The sequence below is a fragment of the Phenylobacterium glaciei genome (assembly GCF_016772415.1).
Lineage (GTDB): Bacteria > Pseudomonadota > Alphaproteobacteria > Caulobacterales > Caulobacteraceae > Phenylobacterium > Phenylobacterium glaciei.
In genome coordinates this window covers 3399799-3422731 of record NZ_JAGSGD010000001.1, presented here as the reverse complement: position 1 = coordinate 3422731, position 22933 = coordinate 3399799, and the positions used below count along the sequence as shown (strand labels likewise).

Genomic DNA, 22933 nt, shown 5'->3' with positions numbered 1-22933 from the left:
CAGGAGGTCCCATGTCTCTCGTTCCCTTCGATGACCGCGACGGATGGATCTGGCTCGACGGCCAGTTCGTGGCCTGGCGCGAGGCGAAGGTGCACGTGCTGACCCATGGCCTCCATTACGCCTCGTCGGTGTTCGAAGGCGAGCGGATGTACGGCGGGGAGATCTACAAGCTGACCGAGCATACCCAGCGTCTGTTCAATTCGGCGGAAATCCTCGACTTCGAGATCCCGTTCACGGTGGCCGAGATCGACCAGGCCTGCAAGGACACCTGCGCCAAGAACGGCCTGACCGACGCCTACATCCGTCCCATCGCCTGGCGCGGGTCGGAGATGATCGGGGTCTCGGCGCAACAGACCAAGATCCACGTGGCCATCGCCGTCTGGGACTGGCCCAGCTATTTCAAGCCGGAAGAGCGCGCCAAGGGCATCCGCATGTGCTGGGCCAAGTACAAGCGCCCGTCTCCGGAGACCGAGCCGGTCCACGCCAAGGCGGCCGGGCTCTACATGATCTGCACCATCTCCAAGCACGCCGCGGAGAAGGCCGGCTACACCGACGCCATGATGCTCGACTATCGCGGCTACATCGCCGAATCGACCGGCTCCAACGTGTTCTTCGTGAAGGACGGGGCGCTGCACACCCCGTTGCCCGACTGTTTCCTGAACGGCATCACCCGCCAGTCGGTGATCGCTCTGGCCAAGTCCAAGGGCGTTGAGGTGGTCGTGCGCCACATCAAGCCCGAGGAATTGTCGAGCTTCACGGAATGCTTCGTGGTGGGCACCGCGGCCGAGGTCACCCCGGTGGCCGAGATCGGCGAGTACGCCTTCACGCCCGGCAAGCTCTCGCTGGAGCTGATGGACGACTATTCCAAGCTGGTGCGGCGCGAGCTGGTTCCGGCGTAAGTACACCGCTCATCCCGGCGAAGGCCGGGACCCAGATACATCCACCGCTTTCCTGATTGCTGGCCCAGGTCGTGACCTATGACCTGGGTCCCGGCCTTCGCCGGGATGAGCGGTGTGGGGCCGTTAAGCCAGCACCTTTGCTTCAAGCTCCGCCAGCCGGCGCCGCGTGACCGCCAGGTCCTCGCCGTAGGCCACGGGGTCGGCCGAGGCCAGGGCCTCGCTGATATCCAGGCTCTGCTTGTAGAGATCCAGCGCCCGCGTCCGATGGCCGCGGTCCTCGCGGGCGTCGGCCAGGCGCTCCAGGGCCAGCGACAGGGCCCGCTTTCCGGCAAGGTCGGCGGGCTTTCCCTGGACGAAGGTGCGGCGCAGGGCCAGGGCCTCCTCATAGGCGTCCACGGCGGTGTCCAGCCGCTGCTCCTCATAGGCCACGTCGCCGACATTGGTGAGCGCATCGGCCAGCGCCGCCGGCTCGCCGATCTGGCGGGCATAGGTGAGCGCCTCGTCATAGGCGTCGGCGGCCTGGTCGGTCAGGCCCTGGGCGCGGGCGAAGTCCCCGGCGTCCTGGGCGGCGATGCGCCGTTCGTGATCATCCCCCGCCAACGACGAAAGCCGCCGGACACTGTCGGCGGCTTCTGACCAGCGTTCGGCCCTGGTGTGGTCGTGGAGCTCCCGCCTGGCCTCGGCGAAGGCTCCCGGGGCCCCGGGCGGCGCGCCAGAATGGACCTCTGGTTCGGGCGCGGCCTCCGCCACGGCCACCGGTTCAGGCGCGGCGGCCACCACCTGCGCCTCATGATGGGCGTGGGTGGAGCCGTGATCGTGGGCGGCCATCGGGGCTGAGTCGGTGAAGTCGACGGTGATGGGCGCGCTGCCCTTGCGGCGCTTCTTGCCGCCGCCGCCGGAGCCGCCCGGGCCCTTGGGCATCAGGGCGGCGATGAAGATGATCGCCCCCAGGCCCATCGCCACCGCGGCCACCATGAACCGCAGGGTCTCGAAGGCGCCCAGCGGGATCGGGGGAATTCGCCCCTCCAGCCCGCCCGGATGGAGAATGGCGTAGCCGACGCCTCCCAGCGCCAAGCCCAGCAGCATTCCAAAAATCCGACCCAGCATACGAATTCCCCCGGCCGCTCGCCCCCCAGGCGCCGACCGGTGGAGGTTCGGGACCCAGGGTGGGGCGCGTCGAGGCGATGCAACCCGCAGGGGAGGCGATGGGGTCGATCCGCACGCTTCCTAGGCGAAGCGTGCGGATTCTGCCTTTAAATTAGCCAGTTCATGGGCCGGGGATAGGCTTCGTCCCGGGACAGGTACACCAGGCCCAGGATGCAGCGGACCGCGAACCAGATTCCCACCGCGCCGCAGATGAAGAAGCCGAGCATCAGGAACGGAACCCCCACCAGGATCAGAGAGAAAATCCCGCCGAACAGCACCAGCAGGCCGCCGATGATGGCCCAGGCGATGGTCAGCCAGAAGGTGCGGATCATGAACGTGTAGTGGCTCTGCATCTTCGGCCCCGCCGCCGCGCGATTGGCATAGGCCATGATCAGGCCGATGAAGACCGTGAAGCCGGTAGCGAAGGTCAGCAGGTACATCACATAGGCGACCATCGGCATGGTCTTGTCTTCCGTCGCGGCCACTGTGCCGGAATCTAGGCGTTCACTCATGTCGGGCTCCTCTTCGTCTCTCCAGATCATGATGTGGCCCCGATTTGGCCCGGCGCCAGTTTAATTCGCGTCCATGTTTCGCGCGCTTCTATTGAGCCAGGGCAAGGCCCCGGCCGCCAGGATCATGACGAAGACCAGCCTGGCGGCCAGCGCAACGCCCAGGGACCAGGCGCCGGCGGTGGCGGCGAACAGCAGCAGCACCAGGGCGCCGGCTCCCAGCAGGCCCATCATCCAGATCAACGGCTCGGCGATGGGCGACCCGGCGTTGCGGAACCGCGCGCCGGGCGTGGTCACCGCCGCGGCGCCCGCCACCGCGCCGATGAAGGTTGAGAAGGAGGCCGCGCGGTTCTCGGGGCGCAGACCCCGCGTGTAGCTCATGGCCGGAATGGTCAGCCGTCCGCGCGCGAAGGTCAGCACCGCCCCGCCCTCGGCGCTCTGCAGGCTCTTGAGTTTCGCCAGCTCGAACCGCCGGCTCCGGCGTCCCCGCGTCTCGGTGACGGCGTCTCCGTCCAGCGTCCACACGGTCTCGCCCTGCAGGGGCGAGAGCCGGGCGCTGTGGGAGATGCCGGAGGCCTTCACAGCCGCTCACGCGTCAGACTGAACAACACGAAGACCATCGCTATGAGCAGGAAGACGTTGAAGGCCGTGTAGACACGAAAGAGGTTCGGGTTCGCGACGCGGTCGGCCTTTGGAGCGCCTGTCGCCAATATCGCCATCCGGCCGTTCCGAAACCCCATCACCAAATCTCGCGCGACCATCACGATCACAACGACGCCGATCAGTGCCGCGACCAGGTCTTTCACTCGGCTGTCCTCTCCGGCGTCGGCCAGTTTCTCCCACTGGGGCTGAAGGGGGAGCTATCCCCGAACCACCGTGATCTCGACGCCCGCCGCGGCGGCGTGGGGCGCCAGCGCCAGGGGTTTTTCCACCCGCACCCGGGCCCGGGTCACCCGTGGGTCGGCGAGGCAGGCCCGCGCGAGCCGTTCGGCGAAGGCCTCCACCAGGCCGATATGGCCCTCGGCGGCGATCGCACGGGCGGCTTCGCCCACCATCTCGTAGTTGACGGTGTCCTTGAGGCGCTCGACGCCGGCGGTCGGCACGTCCAACTCGACGTCGACGACGAGGGGCTGGGCCTTGCCCTTCTCGTGGGAATAGACGCCGATCTGGGCGTCGACCTTCAGTCCGGTGACGAAGATCTTGGTCATGACGATGCGGCCCGCGGCCGCTGGCGTGGCTTGAGTTTCGGCGGGAATCTCCTGGATCGGCGAGAGGGCCAAGGTGGGCTCCTTCAGGTCAGGTGCTGACCGGAATCGACAGCGATCATCTGGCCCGTCACCGACCTTGCGTCAATCAGATAGGCCAGGGCCTGACCGATCTCGGCCGGATCGACGGAATGAGCCAGCGGGGTGGCGGCCGCCTCGGCGGCGAAGGCCTCGGCGTCCTGGTGGATGGAGGCCAGCACCGGCCCCGGCCCGATGCCATTGACCCGGATGCGGGGCGCGAGCGCCTGGGCCAGCATCTGGGTGGCGCTCCACAGGGCGGCCTTGGACAAGGTGTAGCTGAAGAAGTCGGCGCCCGGCGCCAGCACCCGCTGATCCAACACATTGACGATCAGGCCGCTGCGGTCGGCGGGGAGGCGCCGCGCGAAGGCCTGGGCCAGCACCAGGGGCGCCCGCAGATTGATCTCCATGTGCGCGTCCCAGGAGGCGCGGTTCATGGTGGAAAAGCCGTCGTCCTCGAACACCGAGGCGCAGTTCACCAGCAGGGTGACGGGGCCAAGCTCGTCCTCGACGTGGCCGACCATGGGGGCCGCCGCCGCCTCCTGGCGCAGATCGCAGGGATGGAGGTAGGCCTTGCGGCCAAGGCTGCGGACATCGGCCGCGGCGGCCTGGGCGTCGTCGTCGACGGCCCGGCAGTGGATGGCGACGTCATAGCCCGCCCGGGCGCAGGCCAGGACCAGTGTCCTGCCGATACGTCGCGCGCCCCCGGTGACCAGGGCCGCGCCGCGTGTGGTCTCCGGCACGGAGGACCGATCAGTCGAAGCGGCCGAACTCGAAGAAGTTGAGGGCGAAGATCACCGCGAGGAAGGCGAGGATGGTGTAGATGGCGACCATGGTCGGGCTCCGATTTGCTGGCCCGGTGTTAGCGACCGGCGGCGGGGGCCGCAAGCTTTCCCCTTTGATCGTCATGGCCGGGCTTGTCCCGGCCACCCATGAACTCCGGGGTTCAGCAAGCACTTCGGGCGCACACCGCGCGACCCACGGCGAGGCGGAGATCATGGGTCCCCGGGACAAGCCCGGGGATGACGTTCTTGAGTTGGGGTCGGCGGAAATTTCAAGACCCGGGCGGTCCTCGCGCGCTAGCGTGGCGGAAAACAGAAACGACCCTGCGAGGAAACCCCATGCCGCTGACCCCCATCGCGCCCGAGAGCCTGACCAAGATCGCCGTGGGCATCGACCGCCCCGAGGACGTGGTGGTCGGGAAGGACGGCCGGGTCTTCGCCTCCGACCACCAGTGCGCGGTGGCCGAGATCTTCGCCGACGGGTCCTTCGAGCGGCTGGGCCCCAAGGGCGGCGCCCCCAACGGCCTCAACATGGACCGCGAGGGCCGCGTGCTGATCGCCAATTTCGGCATCTACGACAAGGAAGACGGGCCGCTCCAGCGCTTCGACCCCGCCACGGGAAAGCACGAGACCCTGGTGGCGCAGGTGGACGGCAAGCGGCTGACCAGCGCCAACTATCCGGTGATGGACCGGGCCGGGAACATCTGGTGCGCCAACTCCACCCATGCCGAGACCTGGCCTCAGGCGCTCGACGGCCGCACCGACGGCTTCATCTTCGTGATGCGCCCCAACGGCGCGACCTCCATCGTCGCCGAGGGGCTGAAGTTCCCCAACGGCCTGGCGCTGTCGGCCGACGAGCAGACCCTCTTCTGCGCCCAGACCAGCGGCGCCGACGTCATGGCCTTCCCGGTGCTGCCCGGCGCCACCCTGGGCCCCGGTCGCCGCTACGGCCCGGTGCTGGGCAAGCTGCAACAGGACGTGCCGGCCCCGCCGGCGCAGGACCTCGGCTACACCGACGGGGTGGGCATGGACGCCGAGGGCAACCTCTGGGTCTGCCTGCCCGCCGCCAACAAGGTGGTCGCCATCACGCCGAGCCTTGAAGTCGTCACCGTGATCCACGATCTGTCGGGCGAGATCGTCAACCACCCCACCAACATCACCTGGGGCGGCGCCGACCTTAAGGACCTCTATATCGGCTCCATCCGCGCGGGTTACGTCCTGAAAGGGCGCAGCCCGGTGGCCGGCCAGCCGCATATCCACCAGTGACCTAAGTCTCCATGCCGTTACGGAATACGGCTTTGGGGGCTTCCCCAGTGATCAACGATCACTAAAATGCTTGTTTGAAGTCGGGGGGCGACCTGCCGGCGAGACCATCAACGAAATCCCGGGAGGACGCCCATGCGCGAGTACCTGAAGTTCTACATCAACGGTGAATGGGTCGAGCCGACCGAGGCCAAGACCCTCGACGTCATCAACCCCGCCAACGAAGAAGTCTGCGGCAAGATCTCGCTGGGCAACGCCACCGACGTGGACAAGGCCGTCAAGGCCGCCCGCGCCGCTTTCCCGGCCTGGAGCCAGACCACCCGTGAGGAGCGCCTGGAAGTCCTGGGTCGCATCCTGGCCGAATACCAGAAGCGCTTCGGCGACCTGGCCACCGCCGTGACCGAGGAAATGGGCGCCCCCGCCAACCTCGCCCAGCGCGCCCAGGTTCCGATCGGCATGGGCCACCTGGCCACCGCCGTGGAAGTGCTGAAGACCTTCAAGTTCGAGGAAGACCGCGGTCCGACCCTCATCGTGAAGGAGCCGATCGGCGTCTGCGGGTTCATCACCCCCTGGAACTGGCCCCTGAACCAGATCGTCTGCAAGGTGGCCCCGGCCATCGCGACGGGCTGCACCATGGTGCTGAAGCCTTCGGAAGTCGCCCCGTTCTCGGGCCACATCTTCGCTGAGATCATGCATGCCGCGGGCGTTCCGGCCGGCGTGTTCAACATGGTTCAGGGCGACGGCCTCGGCGTCGGCGTCCCGCTGTCGAGCCACCCGGAAGTGGACATGGTCTCCTTCACCGGTTCCACCCGCGCCGGCATCGAGGTGGCCAAGAACGCCGCCCCGACCGTCAAGCGCGTGGCCCAGGAACTGGGCGGCAAGAGCCCCAACATCGTTCTGGACGACGGCGCCTTCGCCAAGGGCGTGGGCCGTGGCGTGGCCACCATGATGACCAACTCCGGTCAGTCCTGTAACGCGCCGACCCGCATGCTGGTCCCGCACACCCGCATGGATGAGGCGATCGCCGTGGCCCGCGAGGCGGTCTCCACCGTCACCGTCGGCGACCCGAACGGCAACAGCCAGCTGGGTCCCGTGGTTTCCGAGGTCCAGTTCAACAAGATCCAGAAGCTGATCCAGGCCGGAATCGACGAGGGGGCGACCCTGGTCTCCGGCGGCGTCGGCCGTCCGGACGGCCTGGACAAGGGCTACTATGTGAAGCCCACCATCTTCGCCAACGTCACCAGCGAGATGACCATCGCCAAGGAAGAAATCTTCGGCCCCGTGCTGTCGATCCTCGGCTACGAGACGCTGGAACAGGCCATCGATGTCGGCAACGACACCGAGTACGGCCTGGCCGCCTATGTGCAGGCCGAGGACCTCTCCAAGGCCCGCGACGTGGCCAAGAAGCTGCGCGCCGGCCAGGTCTCGATCAACGGCGGCGGCGGCGACATGATGGCCCCCTTCGGCGGCTACAAGATGAGCGGCAACGGGCGCGAGTGGGGCGACTTCGGCTTCCACGAGTTCCTGGAAACCAAGGCGATCCTCGGCTACGCGCCGAAGCCCGCCGCGGAATAGTCCGCGTCACAATCTGATCTTCCAGACCCCCGGAGCTTAGGCTCCGGGGGTTTTTGGTTCGCCCCGCCCTCAGGCGCGCGCGACATCCTTCCGGCAGCCGGCCAGCGCGGCGGCCAGCACCTCTCTCCCCAGATCAGAATCCTCCGGCATCGCCCTGGCCAGGGCGAGCGCGCCCACCATGCGCGACAGCAGGGCGATGGCCTCGCCACGCGCCTGCGGCCCCTCGGGCAGGCGGTCCGCCATCGAGGCCACCATCCGCTCGAAGCCCTGCGCGAAGACCTGCTTCACCGGCGCCCCCTGACGCGAGGCGTCCCCGGCCAGGGCGGCGGCGGGGCAGGCGCGGCCCGGCGCCCGGCGCGCCGCGTCCGACAGGTACTGGGTCAGCAGCTCGTCCAGGCTCTCCACCCGCGCCCGCTGCGCGTCCATCTGGCGGAAGGCCTGGTCCAGGGCCTCCCCCGAGAGCTCGTCCTTGGACTTGAAGTGGTTGTAGAAACCCCCGTGGGTGAAGCCCGCGGCCTTCATCAGGTCGCCCACCGCCACCCCGTCGAAGCCCCGCTCGCGGAACAGCTTGGCCGCCGTGGTCACCACCCTGTCGTGGTTCTCCTGCGCCTGCTCGCGGCTGATGCGCATCTCGAACCTCCTCTTTGCTTACGGACGTCATCAATAGAATCCCGACGGGGCTTGATCAATCCGCCACGCCGCCCTTATGATGATGGTCATCATTATAAAGCTTGGAGGGACCCATGCCGCTCTGGAAAATCTACCACCCCGAAAACGCCTTCTCGGTGCAGGACAAGCACGCGCTGTCCCAGGCGATCACCGCCCTCTACAGCCGCCTGCCGAAGTTCTATGTCGGCGTGGTGTTCCAGCCCGTGCCGGCCGACTCCTTCTTCGTGGGCGGGGAGCCGGCGGATAACTTCGTGCGCATCTGGGTCGACCACATCGCCCGCACCCTGCCGACCCCGGAGGCCAAGGCCTGGTGGATCAAGGCCTGCGATGACGCCATGGCGCCCTATATCCGCGACCGTGGCTTCGACTGGGAATTCCACATCGACGAGACCCCCTTCGACCTCTGGTCGATCCAGGGCCTGCGCCCGCCGCCCGCCAATTCCGACGCCGAGGCCCGCTGGATCAGCGAGAACAAGGCCAGCCCCTACGATCTCCCGGCGGCATAAAAAGTGGAGTGGGATGCTGGCGGAAAACCGGTTCCCACTTTTCCTCATCCCGCTCGCCCGGCCTGACGCGGCGGCGCCCGTTGCCAACCCGGCCATCTGGTGCGAATTCAGATGCGCCGGGCCCCCGCCTTGAGGGGCCGGCGAGCCGGGAGGATCGATGTCCCAGGACATCTCGAGCGTGGCCGACGTCGCCCGTCATCATGGACGCGTGCGCGCCGACGCCCAGGCCCTGTGGTTCGAGGGCGCCGCCACCACCTATGGCGAACTCGACGCCCTGTCCTCGCGCTGCGCCCAGGCCCTGATCGCGGCGGGCGCCAAGCCTGGCGACCGCATCGGGACCCTGTCCAAGGGCAATGACGACTTCTTCGTCCTCTGGTTCGGCTGCCTGAAGGCCCGGGTCTGCCTGACCCCGGTCAACTGGCGCCTGGCCCCGCCGGAGGTGGAGTTCATCCTCAAGGACGCCGGCTGCCGCCTGGTGGTGGCGGGCTCCGACTATACCGACCTCCTGGCCGGCCTCGACCTGCCCGACCTCACGACCACCATCGTGTTCGGCGACGAGTTCCGCGCCTGGCTCTCGACGCAACCGGCCACCGACCCGCACCTCGCGCCGCGGCCCGAAGACGACGTCATCCAGCTCTACACCTCGGGCACCACCGGCCTGCCCAAGGGCGTCCAGCTCACCGAGACCAACTACGCCCACTGCTTCGATGGGGCCACCAAGGTCTGGGCCAGGTTCGAGCCCGGCGACGGGGTCCTGGTGGCCATGCCGCTGTTCCATGTGGCCGGCGCCAATCTGGGCATGCTGGCCCTGCTGCAGGGCGCGCGCACGGTGATCATGCGCGAGGTCGATCCCGCGGTGCTGCTGGCCCTGACCGGCCAGCACAGGATCCGCCACGCCTTCCTCGCCCCGGCCCTGATCAACATGCTGCTGCAGCATCCGAGCATGGAGACCGCGGATCTTTCCACCCTTGAACACGTCTATTACGGCGCCTCGCCGATCTCTGAGGAGGTGCTCAAGCGCGCCCAGGACCGCTTCGGCTCGGAGTTCTCCCAGCTCTACGGCCTGACCGAGACCATCGGCGGCGGCGCCTATCTGCCGCCCTCGGCCCATGATCCCAAGCTCGGCAAGCTGCGCGCCTGCGGCAAGCCCTCGCCGGGCTACGAGGTCCGCATCCGCCTCGATGGCCGCGACGCGCAGACCGGCGAGGTCGGCGAGATCGAGATCCGCTCGCCGGGAATCATGAAGGGCTACTGGAACCGCCCGGACGCCACGGCCCAGGCCATCGACGCGCAGGGCTGGTTCCGCTCGGGCGACGCCGGCTTCTTCGACGCCGACGGCTACCTGTTCATCCACGACCGGGTGAAGGACATGATCGTCACCGGCGGCGAGAATGTCTATCCGGCCGAGGTGGAGAACGCCCTCTTCGCCCACCCCGATGTGGCCGACGCCGCCGTGGTCGGCGTGCCAGACGACCGCTGGGGGGAGGCGGTGAAGGCCATGGTGGTGCTGCGGCCCGGCGCCGTCGGAAACCCCGCCGACATCATCGCCCACTGCCGGCCGCTGATCGCCGGCTACAAGGTCCCCAAGAGCGTCGACTTCATCGACGTCCTGCCCCGAAACCCCTCCGGCAAGGTGCTGCGCCGCGAACTGCGCGCCCCCTACTGGGAAGGCCGCGACCGCCAGGTCGGCTGACACAAGGAAAGAGACCCATGGATCCGCACATCAAAGCCATGCTCGACGCCGCCGACGCCGCCGCGGCGGGCCAGACGCCGCCGCCGCTGGACGCCATCCCGCCGGAGATGATCCGCGCCGGCTACCGCATGCAGCGCCAGGCCCAGAACCTGAACGCGCCCAAGGACGTCACCGCCACGGACATCAAGGTCGACGGCGCCGAAGGCCCGATCCCGGCCCGGCTCTACGTGCCGGCCAATGCCCCGGCCGTGACCCCGCTGCTGGTCTATTATCACGGCGGCGGCTTCGCCATCGGCGACCTGGAGACCCACGATGGCCACTGCCGCCGCATGGCCGCCTATGCCGGCATCCGGGTCCTGGCCATCGACTACCGCCTGGCGCCCGAGCATCCCTTCCCGGCGGGGCACGACGACTGCCTGGCCGCCACCAAGTGGGCCTTCGACCACGCGTCGGAGATCGGCGTCGATCCGGCCCGCATCGCCGTCGGCGGCTGCTCGGCCGGCGGCAACCTGGCCGCCTCGATCAGCGTCGACATGAAGAACGATCCGACGCGGAAGATCGCCTTCCAGCTGCTGCTCTATCCGGGCATCTGGCCCGAGGTTGAAACCCAGTCGCGCAAGACCCTCGACGGTCCGGTCCTGACCAAGGCGGCGCTGGCCTGGTTCGACAAGTGCCTGGCGGTCCTCGGCCACCCCCAGGCTCACCGCGCCATGCTGGGAACCGCCGATGTGGCCGGCGTCGCGCCCGCCCTGGTGGTCACCGCCGGCTACGATCCCCTGAAGGACGAAGGCCGCGACTTCGCCGCCAAGCTCAATGCCGCGGGCGTCAAGGCGACCCACAAGGAATACCCCGACATGGTCCACGACTTCCTGATCATGGGCGACGTCTCCCCGGCCATAGACGTGGCGGCGCATGAGGTCGCGGCGGCGCTGAAGGCGGCGTTGGCCTAGGGCAAAGAGAAACCTTCTCCCCTTGCGGGAGAAGGTGGCCCTGCGAAGCAGGGTCGGATGAGGGGTCGATAGGCCTCTCGGGTTAGGGCGGCTGGATGCGCGCGGATAGGGGAGCGCGACCCCTCATCCGACCGGTCGCTGACCGGCCACCTTCTCCCGCAAGGGGAGAAGGCTAAGAGCCCGCAACCACCTCACAAATCGCCCCGGTCAGCCGGGAGAGCTCGGCGTCCGACGTCACGAACGGCGGGGTCAGGTAGACCACCTTGCCCATGGGCCGGATCCAGCAGCCGCGCTCGGCGAACTTCACGCAGAGGTCGCCGGTGTCCACCGCGTCCTCGAACTCCACCACCCCGATGGCGCCCAGGGTGCGGACGTCCACGACGCCCGGCGCCTTCCGGCAGGGCTCCAGGCCTTCGGCGAGAGCGGCATTGATCCGCGCCACATCGGCCTTCCAGGCCCCGTCCTCGAACAGGTCAAGCGAGGCGTTGGCCGCCGCGCAGGCCAGCGGATTGGCCATGTAGGTCGGCCCGTGCATCAGGGCCGCGCCCGCGTCGTCGGACCAGAAGGCCTCGAACACCCGCCGGCTGGCGATCGCCGCCGACAGCGGCAAGGTGCCCCCGGTCAGCGCCTTGGAGAGCGTCACGATGTCGGGAATGACGCCAGAGCCTGTGCAGGCGAACAGGTCGCCGGTCCGCCCGAAGCCGGTGAAGATCTCGTCGAAGATCAGCAGCAGGCCGTGCTTGTCGGCCAGCCGTCGCAGGGTCGCCAGCACGCTGTCGTCGTGCAGCACCATGCCGCCGGCCCCCTGCACCCGGGGCTCGACGATCAGGGCGGCGATCTCCGAACCCTTCGCGCTCAGCAGGGAGTCCAGCGCCGCCTCGCTGCCGAGGTCGCGGGGCATGGCGACGACGTGCTGCGCCGGCATGACGCCTGCGAACAGGCCGTGCATCCCCTCCTCGGGATCGCAGATGGTCATCGTGGCCAGCGTGTCGCCGTGATAGCCGCCCAGGAAGCTGACGAACTTGGTGCGCCCCGCCACGCCCCGGTTGATCCAGTACTGCAGGGCCATCTTCATCGAGATCTCGACGGCCACCGAGCCGCTCTCGGCGAAGAACACATGGTCCAGCTCGCCCGGCAGCAGGGCCGCCAGCCGGGAGGCCAGCCGATAGGCCGGTTCATGCGCCAGGCCGCCGAACATCACGTGCGGCGCGCGCTCCAGCTGGGCCGTAACGGCGGCCCGGATGTGGGGGTGGTTGTAGCCGTGGCAGGCGGTCCACCAGCTGGCGATCCCGTCCACCAGCTCGCGGCCGTCCTCCAGGATGATCCGCGCGCCGTCCGTCCGCGCCACCGCCAGCGGCGCGGGCGCGGTCTTCATCTGGCAATAGGGGCGCCAGACATGGGCCGCGCCGTCGGTGAGCCACTGGGGCATGGGGGTGTCCTCCGCGGATGTGGCGAGCTTGGTAGTGAGCGCCGCCCGGCCCTGGCAAGCCGCCGATGATCCACCATGCAACCCCAGATACCCATGTTGTGTACCGGGTCCGCGACGGGGCCTAAGCTGTGGAAATGATTCATCCGCCTCAAGATTCGGCGTCCTCGCCGATCGACAGCCGCCGGCTGACCGCCCGGCAGAGCGCGGAATACTTCCTCAATATCGTCCGCCTGCTGGACAAGGCCGTGGACCGTGACCTGGTGACGACGCTTACCTTCCTGTCGATCGCACGGGCCAATATGCGCGTGTTCACCACGGACCCGGCGCGCGCCATGCGCTACGCGGCGATGGACGCCGTTCCGCCAGACAGCGAGCGAACGCCGGTCACCGTCTACGCCATCGCCAAGGAACTGGGCATTCCGTACGAGACTGTCCGCCGCCACGCCGCCAAGCTGCGCAAGGAAGGCTTGTGCGAAGCCGTTCCCGGCGGATTGATCATCCCCAACAGCGCCTTCCTGTATCCCGGCATGCTGGAGGCGGTCTCCGCCCACTGGGCCCTGACCCAAGACCTGGTGAACAGCGCCGGCGGCTCCGCCACCCCCCCCATCAGCGGCGATCCTCTGGGGGATGTCAGCCGTCAGGTGGTGCGCCTGGGGGTCAACTACTTCCTCGACGTCCTGGCCCTGATCGGCCGTACCCTGGAGGTGGACGCCCTGGCCGCCCTGGTCATGCGCGCGGTGTCCTTCGTCAATATCGAGCAGCACGCCTACGCTCCCGAAGCCTATCCCGACGTGCCGGTGGGCCCCTCCGACGGCGAGCGGGAGCCGGTCTCGGTCTATGCCGTCGCCAAGACCCTGAGCCTGCCCTACGAGACCACGCGCCGCCACGTGCGCCGCCTGATGGAGCAAGGCCTGCTGGAGAAGTCGGGGGGCGGCGTGATCGTCCCCGAGCGGGTCAGCGCCCGCCCCCAGGTGCTGGCCGGCATCGGCGAACTGACCGCCCGCACCGAGGCCTATCTCGCCCGCCTGGCCGAGCTGGGCGTGCGGCCCACTGGCGTCTAGCGCTTCTGCGGAACCCTGATCGCCCTCATCCGTTTAGTGCCGGCTGAGGGGACTTTCTTGCATGGACGACCAGGAGCAGGTGGCGCCGTCGCTGACCGACGAGAACCGCTACAGGCTGCTGATCGACGCCATCACCGACTACGCCATCTACATGCTCGACCCCGACGGCCGGGTGACCAGCTGGAATCCCGGCGCCCAGCGCTTCAAGGGCTATGCCGCCGCCGAGATCATCGGCCAGCACTTCTCCCGCTTCTATTCGCAAGAGGACCGCGCCGCCGGCGCGCCGGCCGCCGCCCTGCGGACCGCCGCCGAGGAGGGCCGCTTCGAAAAGGAAGGCTGGCGGATCCGCAAGGACGGCAGTCGGTTCTGGGCCCACGTGATCATCGATCCGATCCGCGCCGAGGATGGAAGCCTGATCGGCTATGCGAAGATCACCCGCGACCTTACGGAGCGCAGGATCGCCGAGACCGCCCTGCGCGCCAGCCAGGAGCAGTTCCGGCTGCTGGTCCAGGGGGTCACCGACTACGCCATCTACATGCTGGACCCCGACGGCCAGGTGACCAACTGGAACGCCGGCGCCGAGCGCATCAAGGGCTACCGGGCCGATGAGATCGTCGGTCAGCACTTCTCGCGCTTCTACACCGACGAAGACCGCGCCGCCGGCGGCCCGCAACGCGCCCTGGCCACCGCCGCCGCCGAGGGCCGCTACGAGCACGAGGGCTGGCGGCTCCGCAAGGACGGCACGCAGTTCTGGGCCCACGTGATCATCGACCCGATCCGCGACGACGGCGGCGCGGTGATCGGCTTCGCCAAGATCACCCGCGACGTCACCGAGCGCCGCGCCGCCCAGAAGGCCCTGGACGACGCCCGCGAGGCCCTGCTGCAGTCCCAGAAGCTGGAGGCCATCGGCCAGCTCACCGGCGGCATCGCTCACGACTTCAACAACCTGCTGATGGCGGTCCTGGGCAGCCTGGAACTGGTGCGCAAGCGCCTGCCCCACGATCCCCGCATCACGCCCCTGATCGACAACGCCATGCAGGGCGCCCAGCGCGGCGCGGCGCTCACCCAGCGCATGCTGGCCTTCGCCCGCAAGCAGGAACTGAAGCTCGATCCGGTGGATCTGGCCGGCCTGGTGCGCGGCATGACCAGCCTGCTGCAGCGCTCGCTCGGCCCGGCCATGCGGATCGAGACCCATTTCCCCCGCAGCCTGCCCCTGGTGTGCACCGACCCCAACCAGCTTGAGAACGCCCTGCTGAACCTGGCGGTCAACGCCCGCGACGCCATGCCCGACGGCGGCGCGATCCGTATCGAGGCCCTCCCCGAAACCCTGACGGAGAGCGCCAGCATCGGGCTCCCGGCCGGCGACTATGTCCGGCTCACGGTCTCCGACACCGGCCATGGCATGGACGCCGCCACCCTGGCCCGCGCCGCCGAGCCCTTCTTCACCACCAAGGGGATCGGCAAGGGCACGGGGCTTGGCCTCTCCATGATCCATGGCCTGGCCGAACAGTCCGGCGGGCGGATGGTGATGCGCAGCCAGGCAGGCGAGGGGACCACCGTCGAACTCTGGCTGCCCCAGGTGCTGGCCGGCGACGAGCGGCAGGTCTTCTCCGGCGCCGGCGCGGTGGAGGAAATCCACCCCATCGCCCCGCTGACCGTGCTGGCCGTCGATGACGACAGCCTGGTGCTGCTCAACACCGTCGCCATGCTGGAGGACCTGGGCCACACGGTCTTCCCCGCCATGTCGGTGCGCGACGCCCTGGCGGTCCTGAAGCGCGAGACCATTGACCTGGTGATCACCGACTTCGCCATGCCCCAGGTCACCGGCCTGCAGCTCGCCGACGAGATCGCGGCCAGCCACCCCGGCGTGGCGGTGATCCTGGCCACCGGCTACGCCGAGCTGCCGGCCGGATCCGAGTCCAGGCTCGCGCGGCTGACCAAGCCCTTCCTGCAGGACGACCTGGCCCGTGCGATGCAGGAGGTCCTGCGGCGCGATTGAGGGCCTCGGCGGGCGCGCGTCGGCGGCGGGGCCAAACATCCGTCATCCCCGGGCTTATCCCGGGGACCCATGATCTCCGCCTGACCGCAGGCCCCGCGGCCAATGCCAGGTCAGCTTGCTGAACGACGGAGATCATGGGTGGCCGGGACAAGCCCGGCCATGACGTTCAAGAGGATTTGTGGGGTGGCCTAAGCCCCATACACCGCCCGGATGATCCGCACGGCGGCGGCCCGCACCCGATCCCAGTCGGCGTCGCTCTTCAGCGGCACGCCGGAGAAGCTGCCGACAGCGGCTGATGACAGCACCAGCTGCTGCACGCCGGCGATCAGGAAGAGGTTCAGGGCCGGGGCGTCGACACCTGCCGGTGGAACCAGGTCGCCCCGCGTCTTGGCCATCCAGGCCATCATGGCGCCGCCCCGCGCCACGGTCAGGCGGGCCACCAGCGGGGAGGGGTCGGCGATCTCCCAGGCGGCGATCCTCTGCACCAGGACATTGCCCCGCAGCGCCTCCATGAACCCCAGGATGAGCCGCTCCGAAAGCTCGCCATAGGTGGCGGCGGGGGTGGCCGGCCCCAGGCTGTCCTCCAGCCAGGTGGCGAAGTCGGCGCCCAGCGCGTCCACCAGTCCCTCCAGCCCGCCGAAGTAGCGATAGATCAGCTGCTTGTCGCAGCCCGCCGCCCGGGCCACCGCATTGATCCCGAACCCCTGGAAGCCGTCCCGGGCCAGCACGTCGCGCGCCGCCGCCACGATGGCGGTCTGTGTCTTCGCGCGGTCGCGGCTTTTCGGGTCGGTGGCCATGGCGCCAGCTAAGCGCCGATTCCGGCGCGTTGTCACCGGTCGGTGATAAATCGTGTTGACATGTCACCGGTCGGTGATATTTGCCGTTGTCACCAACTGGAGACCTAGAGATGCGCGGACAGACGATCACCGGCTTGGCGGCCATAGCCCTCGCCGTCGGCTTCAACATCCCCTACGCGGCGCTCGCCTCGCTCTATGAATATCCGGCCATCCTGCGCCGGCCGGCCGCGGACGCGCTGGACCTGTTCGCCGCCGGCGGGCCGCCGCTGGTCCTGGCCTGGATAGGCTTCATGCTGGCGGCCCTGGCCATGGTCCCGCTGGCCACCGCGCTGGCCATCACCCCGCAGCGGCTGACCGCACGCCCGGCCCTGGCCGTGGGCGCGGCGGTGAGCGGCGCCCTGGCGGGCCTGGCCCAGGCCATCGGTCTGTCGCGCTGGGTGTTCGCCGTCCCGGCCCTGGCGGAGGCCCACCTGACCGGTTCGCCGGAGGCGCGGCTGTCGGCCGAGCACGCCTTCGACCTGCTCAACGCCTGGGGCGGCGTCGCCATCGGAGAGCATCTGGGCCAGCTGCTCACCGCGGCCTTCGTCCTGCAGGTCGCCCTGCTGCAGCGGGCTGAGCGGCGCACCATCGCCGGCCTGCTGGGCCTCACCACCACCGCCCTGCTGCTCGCCGGGGCGGCGGAAGGCCCGGCCGTCGCGCTCGGAGTCTCCGGTGAGGCCTTCGCGCTCACCACCATCGCAGGCTTCCTGGCCCTGACCCTCTGGCTGATCGCCACCGGCGTCGGCCTGATCCGCGTGCCCCGCGCCTGAATTTCAGATAGAACTGTTATATGAACAAGCTCCGCATCGCGCTCGCCTTCGCCGCCGCCCTGCTCGCCGCGCCGATCCCCGCCGCCGCCGCCGACCTCGACGCCCTGCTGACCAGCGCCCTGCAGGACCCCGCCATCCCGGCCATGACCGTGCTGGTGATCCGTGACGGCAAGGTGGAGGGCCAGGCCGTGCGCGGCGTCCGCGCCGTGGGCTCCCCTGATCCCGCACGGCTCACCGACGCCTGGCACATCGGCTCCGACGCCAAGGCCATGACCGCCACGATGATCGCCCGGCTGGTGGAGCGCGGGGTCCTCTCCTGGACCACGCCGCTGAAAACCCTGCTCCCCGACACCCCGATGCGGCCGGAATTCCAGGACGTCACCCTGCTGGAGCTGCTCTCCCACCGCGCGGGCCTGCGCGACCTCGACGACACCGTCGACGCGGGGCTGCTGGCCTCAGCGTTCGCCGACACCCGGCCTCTGCCGGTGCAGCGCGCCGAGTTCGCCAAGCTGGTGCTGAACGAGGCGCCCATCGGCCCGGCTCGGGCTGAGAGCTCCTATTCCAACAGTGGCTACGTCCTGGCCGGCGCCATCGCCGAGCGCGCCACAGGCAAGCCCTTCGAGACCCTGATGCGGCAGGAGGTGTTCGCCCCGCTCGGCATGCGCACCAGCTACGAACTTGCCAAGCCCGGCGAGGTGCTGGGCCACCTGGACGGCAAGCCGCTCACCGGCCTGAAGTCCGACAATCCCCGCCTCGTCGCCCCGGCCGGCGAAGTGCGCCTGACCCTGGCCGACTGGGCCCTCTTCGCCATCGACCAGATGGCCGGCGAGCAGGGGCGCGGCAAGCTGCTGAAGCCTGCGACCTACCGCCTGCTGCACACCCCTCAGGGCGACACCAACGCCGCGCTCGGCTGGGGCGTGCGCACCTGGCCCAAGGGGGCGCCGACCCGCATGCTCTCGCACTCGGGCTCCAACGGCTACTGGAACGCCCTGATCGGCCTGCTCCCCGACCTGCAGTCGGGCGTCCTGGTCGCCGCCAACTCCGCCAGCGAGGGAACCGAGGCCGCGCAGGTCAAGGTTCTGCGGGCCGTGATGGGCGAGCTGGTCCCCGCGCCCGCGCCTGCGGCCCCTACCGCCCGGTGAACACCGGCTTGCGCTTTTCCAGGAAGGCGGCGCGGGCCTCCTTGCCGTCCTGGCTGGAAAAGGCGCGGCCGATGTTGGAGACCTCGTAGCGGAGCTGCTGCTCCATGTCGTGGCTCTCCGAGGACTTCACCATGCCGCGCTTCAGCAGGCGCAGGGTGATGGGCGACCACTCGCACAGCGAGGCGCAGTATTCCGCCAGCCGCGTGTCGAAAGAGGCCTCGTCCACCACCTCGCCGGCCATGCCCCAGTCGATGGCCTGCGCCCCGGTGACCGTGCGGTTCTCCATCATGAAGCGCATGGCCCGCTCATAGCCCATGACCTGGGGCAGGGTGATGGTCAGCCCCGCGTCCGGCGAGCCGCCGATGCGGGTGTAGCCGGCCATCAACCGCGCGCTGGAGCTGATCAGCCGCACGTCGGTGGCCATGGCCAGGCCCAGGCCCGCCCCCACCGCCACGCCATTGATCCCGCCCACCACCGGCTTGTCGCAGCGCTTGCGGATCGACAGCAGGAACTGGCCGACCCAGCTGATGTCGTCCAGCTGGGCGGTCATGGCCGGATGCGGCGAATAGGGCTCTGCGCCCGACAGGTCCAGCCCGGCGCAGAAGGCCGAGCCGGTTCCGGTGATGGCGACGACCCAGACATTGTCGTCCTTCGCCGCCTCGTCAACGGCGGCCACCACGCCCCAGGCCAGCTCCTGGCTCAGTGCATTCATCTTCTCGGGCCGGTTCAGCGCGATCGTCCGCACATGCCCGTCGTCGGAAACCTTCACCAGCGCGCTCATGCCGCCCTCCCTGATCTGTTGTTGGGAGCAGGCTAGCACCGACTTGCCACCCCCAAAACCGCTCATCCCGGCGCAGGCCGGGACCCAGATTCACTCGGAGCGCTTCGTGGGTTTCACCTGGATCCCGGCCTGCGCCGGGGTGAGCGGGGGAGGGGGTCAGCCCCCCGTCAGGTCCGCCGTGGTCACCACCCGCGCCCCGGCCTGGGCGAACGCCGCGTTGTGCCGCGCGATGATCTGCGGCGCGGTCTCGCCGCCATAGTCCCAGGTGCCGTGCGCGTCGGCCACCACCGTCACCTTCAGCCCCGCCGCCAGCGCGCCCTTGCACGTCGCGGCCACACAGTGATCGGTCTGGGCGCCCAGCAGCACCACCTCATCGGCGCCCAGCCCGGCGATCCAGGCGCCGAGCGCCGGGTTGCTGAAGGCGTCGCCGACGCTCTTGTCGAAGGTCGGCTCATCGGCCGCCTGCCCCAGGGCCGGCCACACCGGCCAGCCCGGCTGCCCGCGGGCCAGCGGATCACCGCCCGGACCGTCGTGCCGGACAAAGGCCACCGGATGGCCCTGGGCCCGCGCCCACGCCGTCACCGCCCGCGTGCGGGCCACCAGGGTCTCGGCGTCATGGATCGGCGGCTCATGGACGCCGTCGAACATGCCGGTCTGCAGGTCGATGACGAGGACGGGGGCTTGGGTCATGCCAAAACCATATCGCGCGCCGCCCCCCGATCAAGCGCGGCCGTCGCGTGACTCCACGCCCGACGGCATGCACCCTCATGCCATGACGACGACCCTCGCCCTTGAAGACCCCCGCGACCCGGCCGTCGCCGCCATGATCGCCGAACTCGTCATCGACCTGGAAGACCTCTACCCCGAGGACGAAGACGACGCGCCCGCCCCCTGGACCCTCGACAGCCTGGCGGCCTTCGGCGCCTTCCTGGTGGCCCGCATCGACGGCCAGCCCGCGGCCTGCGGCGGCCTGGCCCCCATGGAGGGTCCGCAAGCCCTCGAGATCGTCCGCATGTACGTCCGCCCCGCCCACCGCGGCGCGGGCCTCGCCGACCAGATCCTGGCCGCCCTGGAAGCCGCCGCCCGCACCAAGGGCGCACAAACCCTCCTGCTCCGCTGCGGCCCCCGGCAGCCCGCCGCGCTGCGGGTCTACGAACGCAACGGCTATGTTCGGAGGGCGGCCTTCGCGCAGCACCGCGAGCACGAGACGAACGTGTTCATGGAGAAGGGGCTGTAGGGGCGTTGACACTGGGGGAACCGGGTTGGTGCGATATCCTCTCGGAGAAATTTTACCAGCAATTCGGTGACCTACGCCGTAAGCGTTGTCATGCCGCCCGTCAGCAACTAGCAATCTATTATGCTGACGCGAATTGAGATCGACGGTTTCAAAACGTTCGAACATTTCTCGCTGGATCTTCAGCCCTTCACCGCCATTGTCGGGCCAAATGCCAGCGGAAAGTCCAACCTGTTCGATGCGTTGAGATTTTTATCCCTCCTCGCGCAAGTTGATATCAGGACTGCCATGCAGGACTTGAGGGGGCTACCCGAGGAATTATTCCGACAGACTGCAACTAAGAGCGCCGATTGCATGTCTTTCGCAGTCGAAGTGTTGCTTGAGCGTCGGGGTACAGATGCCTTCGGGCGGACGTACGAAATTCCGGCTCAAAGGCTCAGATACGAACTGAAGCTCGAGCTGAAGCGAGACTCTGATGGGTCGCCGAGAAGTGTGTACGTGCGAGACGAGCGTTGTTTTCCTATTGCTCGTCGTGATGATCGCGCGACCTATCTGAAGAGTCAGAAGATAAACTACAACGCTCGGATTAGTCCGTTCATTCGAGTGAATGATAGCCACGATGCCATAGAAATTAGGCAGGATGGCCGCCAGAAACATGGTCGACCAATTAGTCTATCCTTAACTGAGGCTTCCAGAACGGCGCTTTCGACTGTAACTACTGCAGAATTTCCCCATCTTTATGCGTTGAGGGAGGCACTCGCCGATCTCAGGTTCCTAGAAATCAATCCAAAAGCGGCTCGCAGCACTAACGACCGTTTCGAGGACCGCATTCTGAAGCCAGATGCATCAAACTTGGCGGCTGTGCTCGCGCACCTAAAGAGCGAGACGGCGACGGACATGAGGCCAGAGGGCGTCCTCTCTGACATTGCCGCTGATCTCTCGTCGCTGATCCCGTCTGTTTGCCGCCTTGAGGTAAGCAATGACGTCGGCCAGCGTCAATTCTCATTCAGCTTAGGTTTTGCGGATTCCCTTAATTTTAGTTCGCGCGTCATTTCTGACGGGACGCTCAGGCTACTCGCGCTGCTGACTGTTCTCGATGACCCACGTCGTAGAGGTACGCTCTGCTTCGAAGAACCTGAAAATGGGGTTCACGAGGGTCGCGTACCGATGCTGGTCGAGTTCCTGCGGAACGCAGCCCAAGTTCACGCCGAAGGGGACGACCGACCGTTTCAGATTCTACTAAATACCCACTCGCCGAAGGTAATGGCAGCCCTCAAGGATGAGGAAATTGTCGCTGCTGACAGCGTGATGACAATCGACGCCGAGACCCGCGCGAAGAGTAACCGCACTCGAATGCGGACGGGGGTCGCTTCACAGAGTGACCTATTCGATCCGGAACATTATCTCACTCGCACGGAAGTGGAGCGCCTGCTGCAGAAGCCCACCGACGCCGCATGACCTACGTAGCTTGGGCGGTCCTATATGAGGGTGACACAGACGCTGCATACTACAACGTCCTGATCCCTCGGTTGATGGAGGATCTGGTAGTTGCGGGCACGAAGCTGCCAAGCATTCCACAGCTTCCTGCAATTCGCTTCAAGCGGGCTGGGCCCGAGGACGTTGCAAAGGAAGCATGCGCTACCTCTGACTCATTCTTCCTGGTCTTCATTCATGCCGACACCGGGGGGCGCGCCCTCGAGAGAGGCATTGAGCAACGATCAACCGCGTATTGTGAGGAGATGCGGCGACTCTGCGAGTGGCCGACCGATCGGTGCATAGTCATCGCGCCGCGACATGAGACTGAAGCCTGGATTCTCGCGGACCCTGCCGCAATTACCGCCACATTGGGCTACACAGGGACCGCCGCGTCGATTGGCTTACCAGCAAGCCCTGCAGCTGCCGAGCGGCTTCCAGATCCAAAGGCGACACTACAACAAGCGGTTGCGCAGGTTCGTGGTCGACGTCGACCTATCGATCTTGCTCAAATCTTTCCCGCTATTGCTCAGCGTCAAAGTTTCGCTGAGCTTCGTAGATCGGCGTCGTTCCGAGCCTTCGAGGAGCGCGTTCGGGTAGCGCTGAATGACTTGGGCTGCCTTTAAGCTCTCCCCACACGACGGCCCGCACCCCGGCCGCCGCGCGCTCGCCCGCTAGCTCAGGACCACGATGGCCACGCGCCAGTTCTGGGCCCGGCCCTCGGCGGTGGTGTTGTCGGCCACCGGGGTCTCTTCCCCGTCGCTGATGGTGGCCATGCGGTTCAGGGCCACGCCCTGCTGGCTCAGATAGCGCCGCACCGCCTCGGCCCGCGCCGCGCATCGGTAGCGACCCACATCCACCACCCCCAACCGTCATCCCCGGGCGACGGCGCCGGGGCAGGGCGGTTGGCGCTTGGCACAGGCGCCTGGCGCT

General features: G+C 68.2%; 25 protein-coding genes and 1 pseudogene. 13 read left to right on the top strand and 13 right to left on the bottom strand.

Translation table 11 applies throughout. The features are described 5' to 3' along the window. The first annotated feature begins 11 nt into the window (after positions 1–11). The gene (locus JKL49_RS16850) at positions 12–899 is read left to right on the top strand and encodes a branched-chain amino acid aminotransferase (protein WP_215341919.1); all 888 of its coding nucleotides are present in this window, start codon (positions 12–14) and stop codon (positions 897–899) included. 123 nt (positions 900–1022) lie between these two features. Here JKL49_RS16850 and JKL49_RS16845 read toward each other — a convergent pair whose 3' ends face one another. From JKL49_RS16845 to JKL49_RS16815, 7 genes are all read right to left on the bottom strand, one after another. Next, positions 1023–2006 carry a tetratricopeptide repeat protein gene (locus JKL49_RS16845; RefSeq protein ID WP_215341917.1) on the bottom strand — a complete coding sequence of 328 codons (984 nt, stop codon included), beginning with the start codon at positions 2004–2006 and terminating at the stop codon, positions 1023–1025. A 146-nt stretch (positions 2007–2152) separates the two neighbouring features. After that, complete coding sequence (locus tag JKL49_RS16840) at positions 2153–2557, bottom strand: DUF4870 family protein (RefSeq protein ID WP_215341915.1); 405 nt, start codon at positions 2555–2557, stop codon at positions 2153–2155. Between the two features lie 60 nt (positions 2558–2617). Further along, positions 2618–3136: a hypothetical protein gene (locus JKL49_RS16835; RefSeq protein WP_215341913.1), complete on the bottom strand. Its 519-nt coding sequence runs from the start codon at positions 3134–3136 to the stop codon at positions 2618–2620. Next, the gene (locus JKL49_RS16830; protein WP_215341911.1) at positions 3133–3360 is read right to left on the bottom strand and encodes a hypothetical protein; all 228 of its coding nucleotides are present in this window, start codon (positions 3358–3360) and stop codon (positions 3133–3135) included. The genes JKL49_RS16835 and JKL49_RS16830 overlap by 4 nt, the downstream gene beginning before the upstream one ends. A gap of 54 nt (positions 3361–3414) precedes the next feature. Further along, entirely contained in the window at positions 3415–3762 is a 348-nt protein-coding gene (gene folB, locus JKL49_RS16825) for a dihydroneopterin aldolase (protein ID WP_430700835.1), read from the bottom strand. Between the two features lie 83 nt (positions 3763–3845). Continuing rightward, a complete protein-coding gene (locus tag JKL49_RS16820; RefSeq protein WP_215341906.1) occupies positions 3846–4580 on the bottom strand; it encodes an SDR family oxidoreductase in 735 nt (244 codons plus the stop codon). Positions 4581–4590: 10 nt separating this feature from the next. Further along, complete coding sequence (locus tag JKL49_RS16815; protein ID WP_215341904.1) at positions 4591–4746, bottom strand: hypothetical protein; 156 nt, start codon at positions 4744–4746, stop codon at positions 4591–4593. Between the two features lie 212 nt (positions 4747–4958). Here JKL49_RS16815 and JKL49_RS16810 point away from each other — a divergent pair, with 212 nt between their 5' ends. After that, positions 4959–5885 (top strand): SMP-30/gluconolactonase/LRE family protein, encoded by a 927-nt coding sequence (locus JKL49_RS16810; RefSeq protein WP_215341902.1) that lies wholly within the window; start codon positions 4959–4961, stop codon positions 5883–5885. Between the two features lie 132 nt (positions 5886–6017). Beyond that, complete coding sequence (locus JKL49_RS16805) at positions 6018–7457, top strand: aldehyde dehydrogenase family protein (protein WP_215341900.1); 1440 nt, start codon at positions 6018–6020, stop codon at positions 7455–7457. 69 nt (positions 7458–7526) lie between these two features. On the opposite strand, the gene JKL49_RS16800 is transcribed toward JKL49_RS16805, so the two are convergent. Further along, positions 7527–8087 (bottom strand): TetR/AcrR family transcriptional regulator, encoded by a 561-nt coding sequence (locus tag JKL49_RS16800; RefSeq protein ID WP_215341898.1) that lies wholly within the window; start codon positions 8085–8087, stop codon positions 7527–7529. Between the two features lie 113 nt (positions 8088–8200). Here JKL49_RS16800 and JKL49_RS16795 point away from each other — a divergent pair, with 113 nt between their 5' ends. From JKL49_RS16795 to JKL49_RS16785, 3 genes are all read left to right on the top strand, one after another. Then, positions 8201–8632, top strand: a complete 432-nt coding sequence (locus JKL49_RS16795) for a tautomerase family protein (RefSeq protein WP_215341896.1) — start codon at positions 8201–8203, stop codon at positions 8630–8632. Positions 8633–8789: 157 nt separating this feature from the next. Next, positions 8790–10325, top strand: coding sequence for a long-chain-fatty-acid--CoA ligase (locus tag JKL49_RS16790; protein ID WP_215341894.1), 1536 nt, complete (start codon positions 8790–8792; stop codon positions 10323–10325). 17 nt (positions 10326–10342) lie between these two features. Further along, positions 10343–11275 carry an alpha/beta hydrolase gene (locus JKL49_RS16785; protein WP_215341892.1) on the top strand — a complete coding sequence of 311 codons (933 nt, stop codon included), beginning with the start codon at positions 10343–10345 and terminating at the stop codon, positions 11273–11275. Positions 11276–11447: 172 nt separating this feature from the next. Here the strand turns inward: JKL49_RS16785 and JKL49_RS16780 are convergent, their stop codons facing one another. Further along, entirely contained in the window at positions 11448–12704 is a 1257-nt protein-coding gene (locus JKL49_RS16780; protein WP_215341890.1) for an adenosylmethionine--8-amino-7-oxononanoate transaminase, read from the bottom strand. Between the two features lie 134 nt (positions 12705–12838). Here JKL49_RS16780 and JKL49_RS16775 point away from each other — a divergent pair, with 134 nt between their 5' ends. Both JKL49_RS16775 and JKL49_RS16770 read left to right on the top strand, forming a co-directional pair. Then, positions 12839–13765 carry a helix-turn-helix domain-containing protein gene (locus JKL49_RS16775; RefSeq protein WP_215341888.1) on the top strand — a complete coding sequence of 309 codons (927 nt, stop codon included), beginning with the start codon at positions 12839–12841 and terminating at the stop codon, positions 13763–13765. Positions 13766–13826: 61 nt separating this feature from the next. Beyond that, the gene (locus JKL49_RS16770; RefSeq protein ID WP_215341886.1) at positions 13827–15764 is read left to right on the top strand and encodes a hybrid sensor histidine kinase/response regulator; all 1938 of its coding nucleotides are present in this window, start codon (positions 13827–13829) and stop codon (positions 15762–15764) included. Positions 15765–15952: 188 nt separating this feature from the next. Here the strand turns inward: JKL49_RS16770 and JKL49_RS16765 are convergent, their stop codons facing one another. Then, entirely contained in the window at positions 15953–16561 is a 609-nt protein-coding gene (locus JKL49_RS16765) for a TetR/AcrR family transcriptional regulator (RefSeq protein WP_215341884.1), read from the bottom strand. Positions 16562–16671: 110 nt separating this feature from the next. Between JKL49_RS16765 and JKL49_RS16760 the strand changes: the two genes are divergently transcribed. Together JKL49_RS16760 and JKL49_RS16755 are read left to right on the top strand one after the other, a co-directional pair. Continuing rightward, positions 16672–17370: a DUF4386 family protein gene (locus tag JKL49_RS16760; RefSeq protein WP_215341882.1), complete on the top strand. Its 699-nt coding sequence runs from the start codon at positions 16672–16674 to the stop codon at positions 17368–17370. A 20-nt stretch (positions 17371–17390) separates the two neighbouring features. After that, a complete protein-coding gene (locus tag JKL49_RS16755; RefSeq protein WP_215341880.1) occupies positions 17391–18512 on the top strand; it encodes a serine hydrolase domain-containing protein in 1122 nt (373 codons plus the stop codon). Here the strand turns inward: JKL49_RS16755 and JKL49_RS16750 are convergent. Both JKL49_RS16750 and JKL49_RS16745 read right to left on the bottom strand, forming a co-directional pair. Further along, the gene (locus tag JKL49_RS16750) at positions 18499–19293 is read right to left on the bottom strand and encodes an enoyl-CoA hydratase/isomerase family protein (RefSeq protein WP_215341878.1); all 795 of its coding nucleotides are present in this window, start codon (positions 19291–19293) and stop codon (positions 18499–18501) included. The genes JKL49_RS16755 and JKL49_RS16750 overlap by 14 nt on opposite strands. 156 nt (positions 19294–19449) lie before the next feature. Continuing rightward, positions 19450–19983 carry a cysteine hydrolase family protein gene (locus tag JKL49_RS16745; RefSeq protein WP_215341877.1) on the bottom strand — a complete coding sequence of 178 codons (534 nt, stop codon included), beginning with the start codon at positions 19981–19983 and terminating at the stop codon, positions 19450–19452. 82 nt (positions 19984–20065) lie between these two features. Here JKL49_RS16745 and JKL49_RS16740 point away from each other — a divergent pair, with 82 nt between their 5' ends. From JKL49_RS16740 to JKL49_RS21425, 3 genes are all read left to right on the top strand, one after another. After that, positions 20066–20530: a GNAT family N-acetyltransferase gene (locus tag JKL49_RS16740; RefSeq protein WP_215341875.1), complete on the top strand. Its 465-nt coding sequence runs from the start codon at positions 20066–20068 to the stop codon at positions 20528–20530. Positions 20531–20650: 120 nt separating this feature from the next. Further along, positions 20651–21985 carry an AAA family ATPase gene (locus JKL49_RS16735; RefSeq protein WP_215341873.1) on the top strand — a complete coding sequence of 445 codons (1335 nt, stop codon included), beginning with the start codon at positions 20651–20653 and terminating at the stop codon, positions 21983–21985. Then, on the top strand, positions 21982–22626 hold the full coding sequence (locus JKL49_RS21425; RefSeq protein ID WP_215341871.1) for a DUF4276 family protein: 645 nt from the start codon (positions 21982–21984) through the stop codon (positions 22624–22626). The genes JKL49_RS16735 and JKL49_RS21425 overlap by 4 nt, the downstream gene beginning before the upstream one ends. A gap of 48 nt (positions 22627–22674) precedes the next feature. Here JKL49_RS21425 and JKL49_RS16725 read toward each other — a convergent pair. After that, a pseudogene (locus JKL49_RS16725) lies at positions 22675–22830 on the bottom strand (OmpA family protein); the annotation flags it as partial. Positions 22831–22933: the final 103 nt, after the last annotated feature.

Coding starts and splice junctions, on each gene's coding strand:
- JKL49_RS16790 (WP_215341894.1), top strand. CDS start 8,790: ATGTCCCAGGACATCTCGAGCGTGGCCGACGTCGCCCGTCATCATGGA.
- JKL49_RS16765 (WP_215341884.1), bottom strand. CDS start 16,561: ATGGCCACCGACCCGAAAAGCCGCGACCGCGCGAAGACACAGACCGCC.
- JKL49_RS16735 (WP_215341873.1), top strand. CDS start 20,651: ATGCTGACGCGAATTGAGATCGACGGTTTCAAAACGTTCGAACATTTC.
- JKL49_RS16850 (WP_215341919.1), top strand. CDS start 12: ATGTCTCTCGTTCCCTTCGATGACCGCGACGGATGGATCTGGCTCGAC.
- JKL49_RS16770 (WP_215341886.1), top strand. CDS start 13,827: ATGGACGACCAGGAGCAGGTGGCGCCGTCGCTGACCGACGAGAACCGC.
- JKL49_RS16785 (WP_215341892.1), top strand. CDS start 10,343: ATGGATCCGCACATCAAAGCCATGCTCGACGCCGCCGACGCCGCCGCG.
- JKL49_RS16745 (WP_215341877.1), bottom strand. CDS start 19,983: ATGACCCAAGCCCCCGTCCTCGTCATCGACCTGCAGACCGGCATGTTC.
- JKL49_RS16760 (WP_215341882.1), top strand. CDS start 16,672: ATGCGCGGACAGACGATCACCGGCTTGGCGGCCATAGCCCTCGCCGTC.
- folB (WP_430700835.1), bottom strand. CDS start 3,762: ATGACCAAGATCTTCGTCACCGGACTGAAGGTCGACGCCCAGATCGGC.
- JKL49_RS16800 (WP_215341898.1), bottom strand. CDS start 8,087: ATGCGCATCAGCCGCGAGCAGGCGCAGGAGAACCACGACAGGGTGGTG.
- JKL49_RS16780 (WP_215341890.1), bottom strand. CDS start 12,704: ATGCCCCAGTGGCTCACCGACGGCGCGGCCCATGTCTGGCGCCCCTAT.
- JKL49_RS16845 (WP_215341917.1), bottom strand. CDS start 2,006: ATGCTGGGTCGGATTTTTGGAATGCTGCTGGGCTTGGCGCTGGGAGGC.
- JKL49_RS16810 (WP_215341902.1), top strand. CDS start 4,959: ATGCCGCTGACCCCCATCGCGCCCGAGAGCCTGACCAAGATCGCCGTG.
- JKL49_RS16815 (WP_215341904.1), bottom strand. CDS start 4,746: ATGACGATCAAAGGGGAAAGCTTGCGGCCCCCGCCGCCGGTCGCTAAC.
- JKL49_RS16775 (WP_215341888.1), top strand. CDS start 12,839: ATGATTCATCCGCCTCAAGATTCGGCGTCCTCGCCGATCGACAGCCGC.
- JKL49_RS16750 (WP_215341878.1), bottom strand. CDS start 19,293: ATGAGCGCGCTGGTGAAGGTTTCCGACGACGGGCATGTGCGGACGATC.
- JKL49_RS16740 (WP_215341875.1), top strand. CDS start 20,066: ATGACGACGACCCTCGCCCTTGAAGACCCCCGCGACCCGGCCGTCGCC.
- JKL49_RS16805 (WP_215341900.1), top strand. CDS start 6,018: ATGCGCGAGTACCTGAAGTTCTACATCAACGGTGAATGGGTCGAGCCG.
- JKL49_RS16795 (WP_215341896.1), top strand. CDS start 8,201: ATGCCGCTCTGGAAAATCTACCACCCCGAAAACGCCTTCTCGGTGCAG.
- JKL49_RS16840 (WP_215341915.1), bottom strand. CDS start 2,557: ATGAGTGAACGCCTAGATTCCGGCACAGTGGCCGCGACGGAAGACAAG.
- JKL49_RS21425 (WP_215341871.1), top strand. CDS start 21,982: ATGACCTACGTAGCTTGGGCGGTCCTATATGAGGGTGACACAGACGCT.
- JKL49_RS16755 (WP_215341880.1), top strand. CDS start 17,391: ATGAACAAGCTCCGCATCGCGCTCGCCTTCGCCGCCGCCCTGCTCGCC.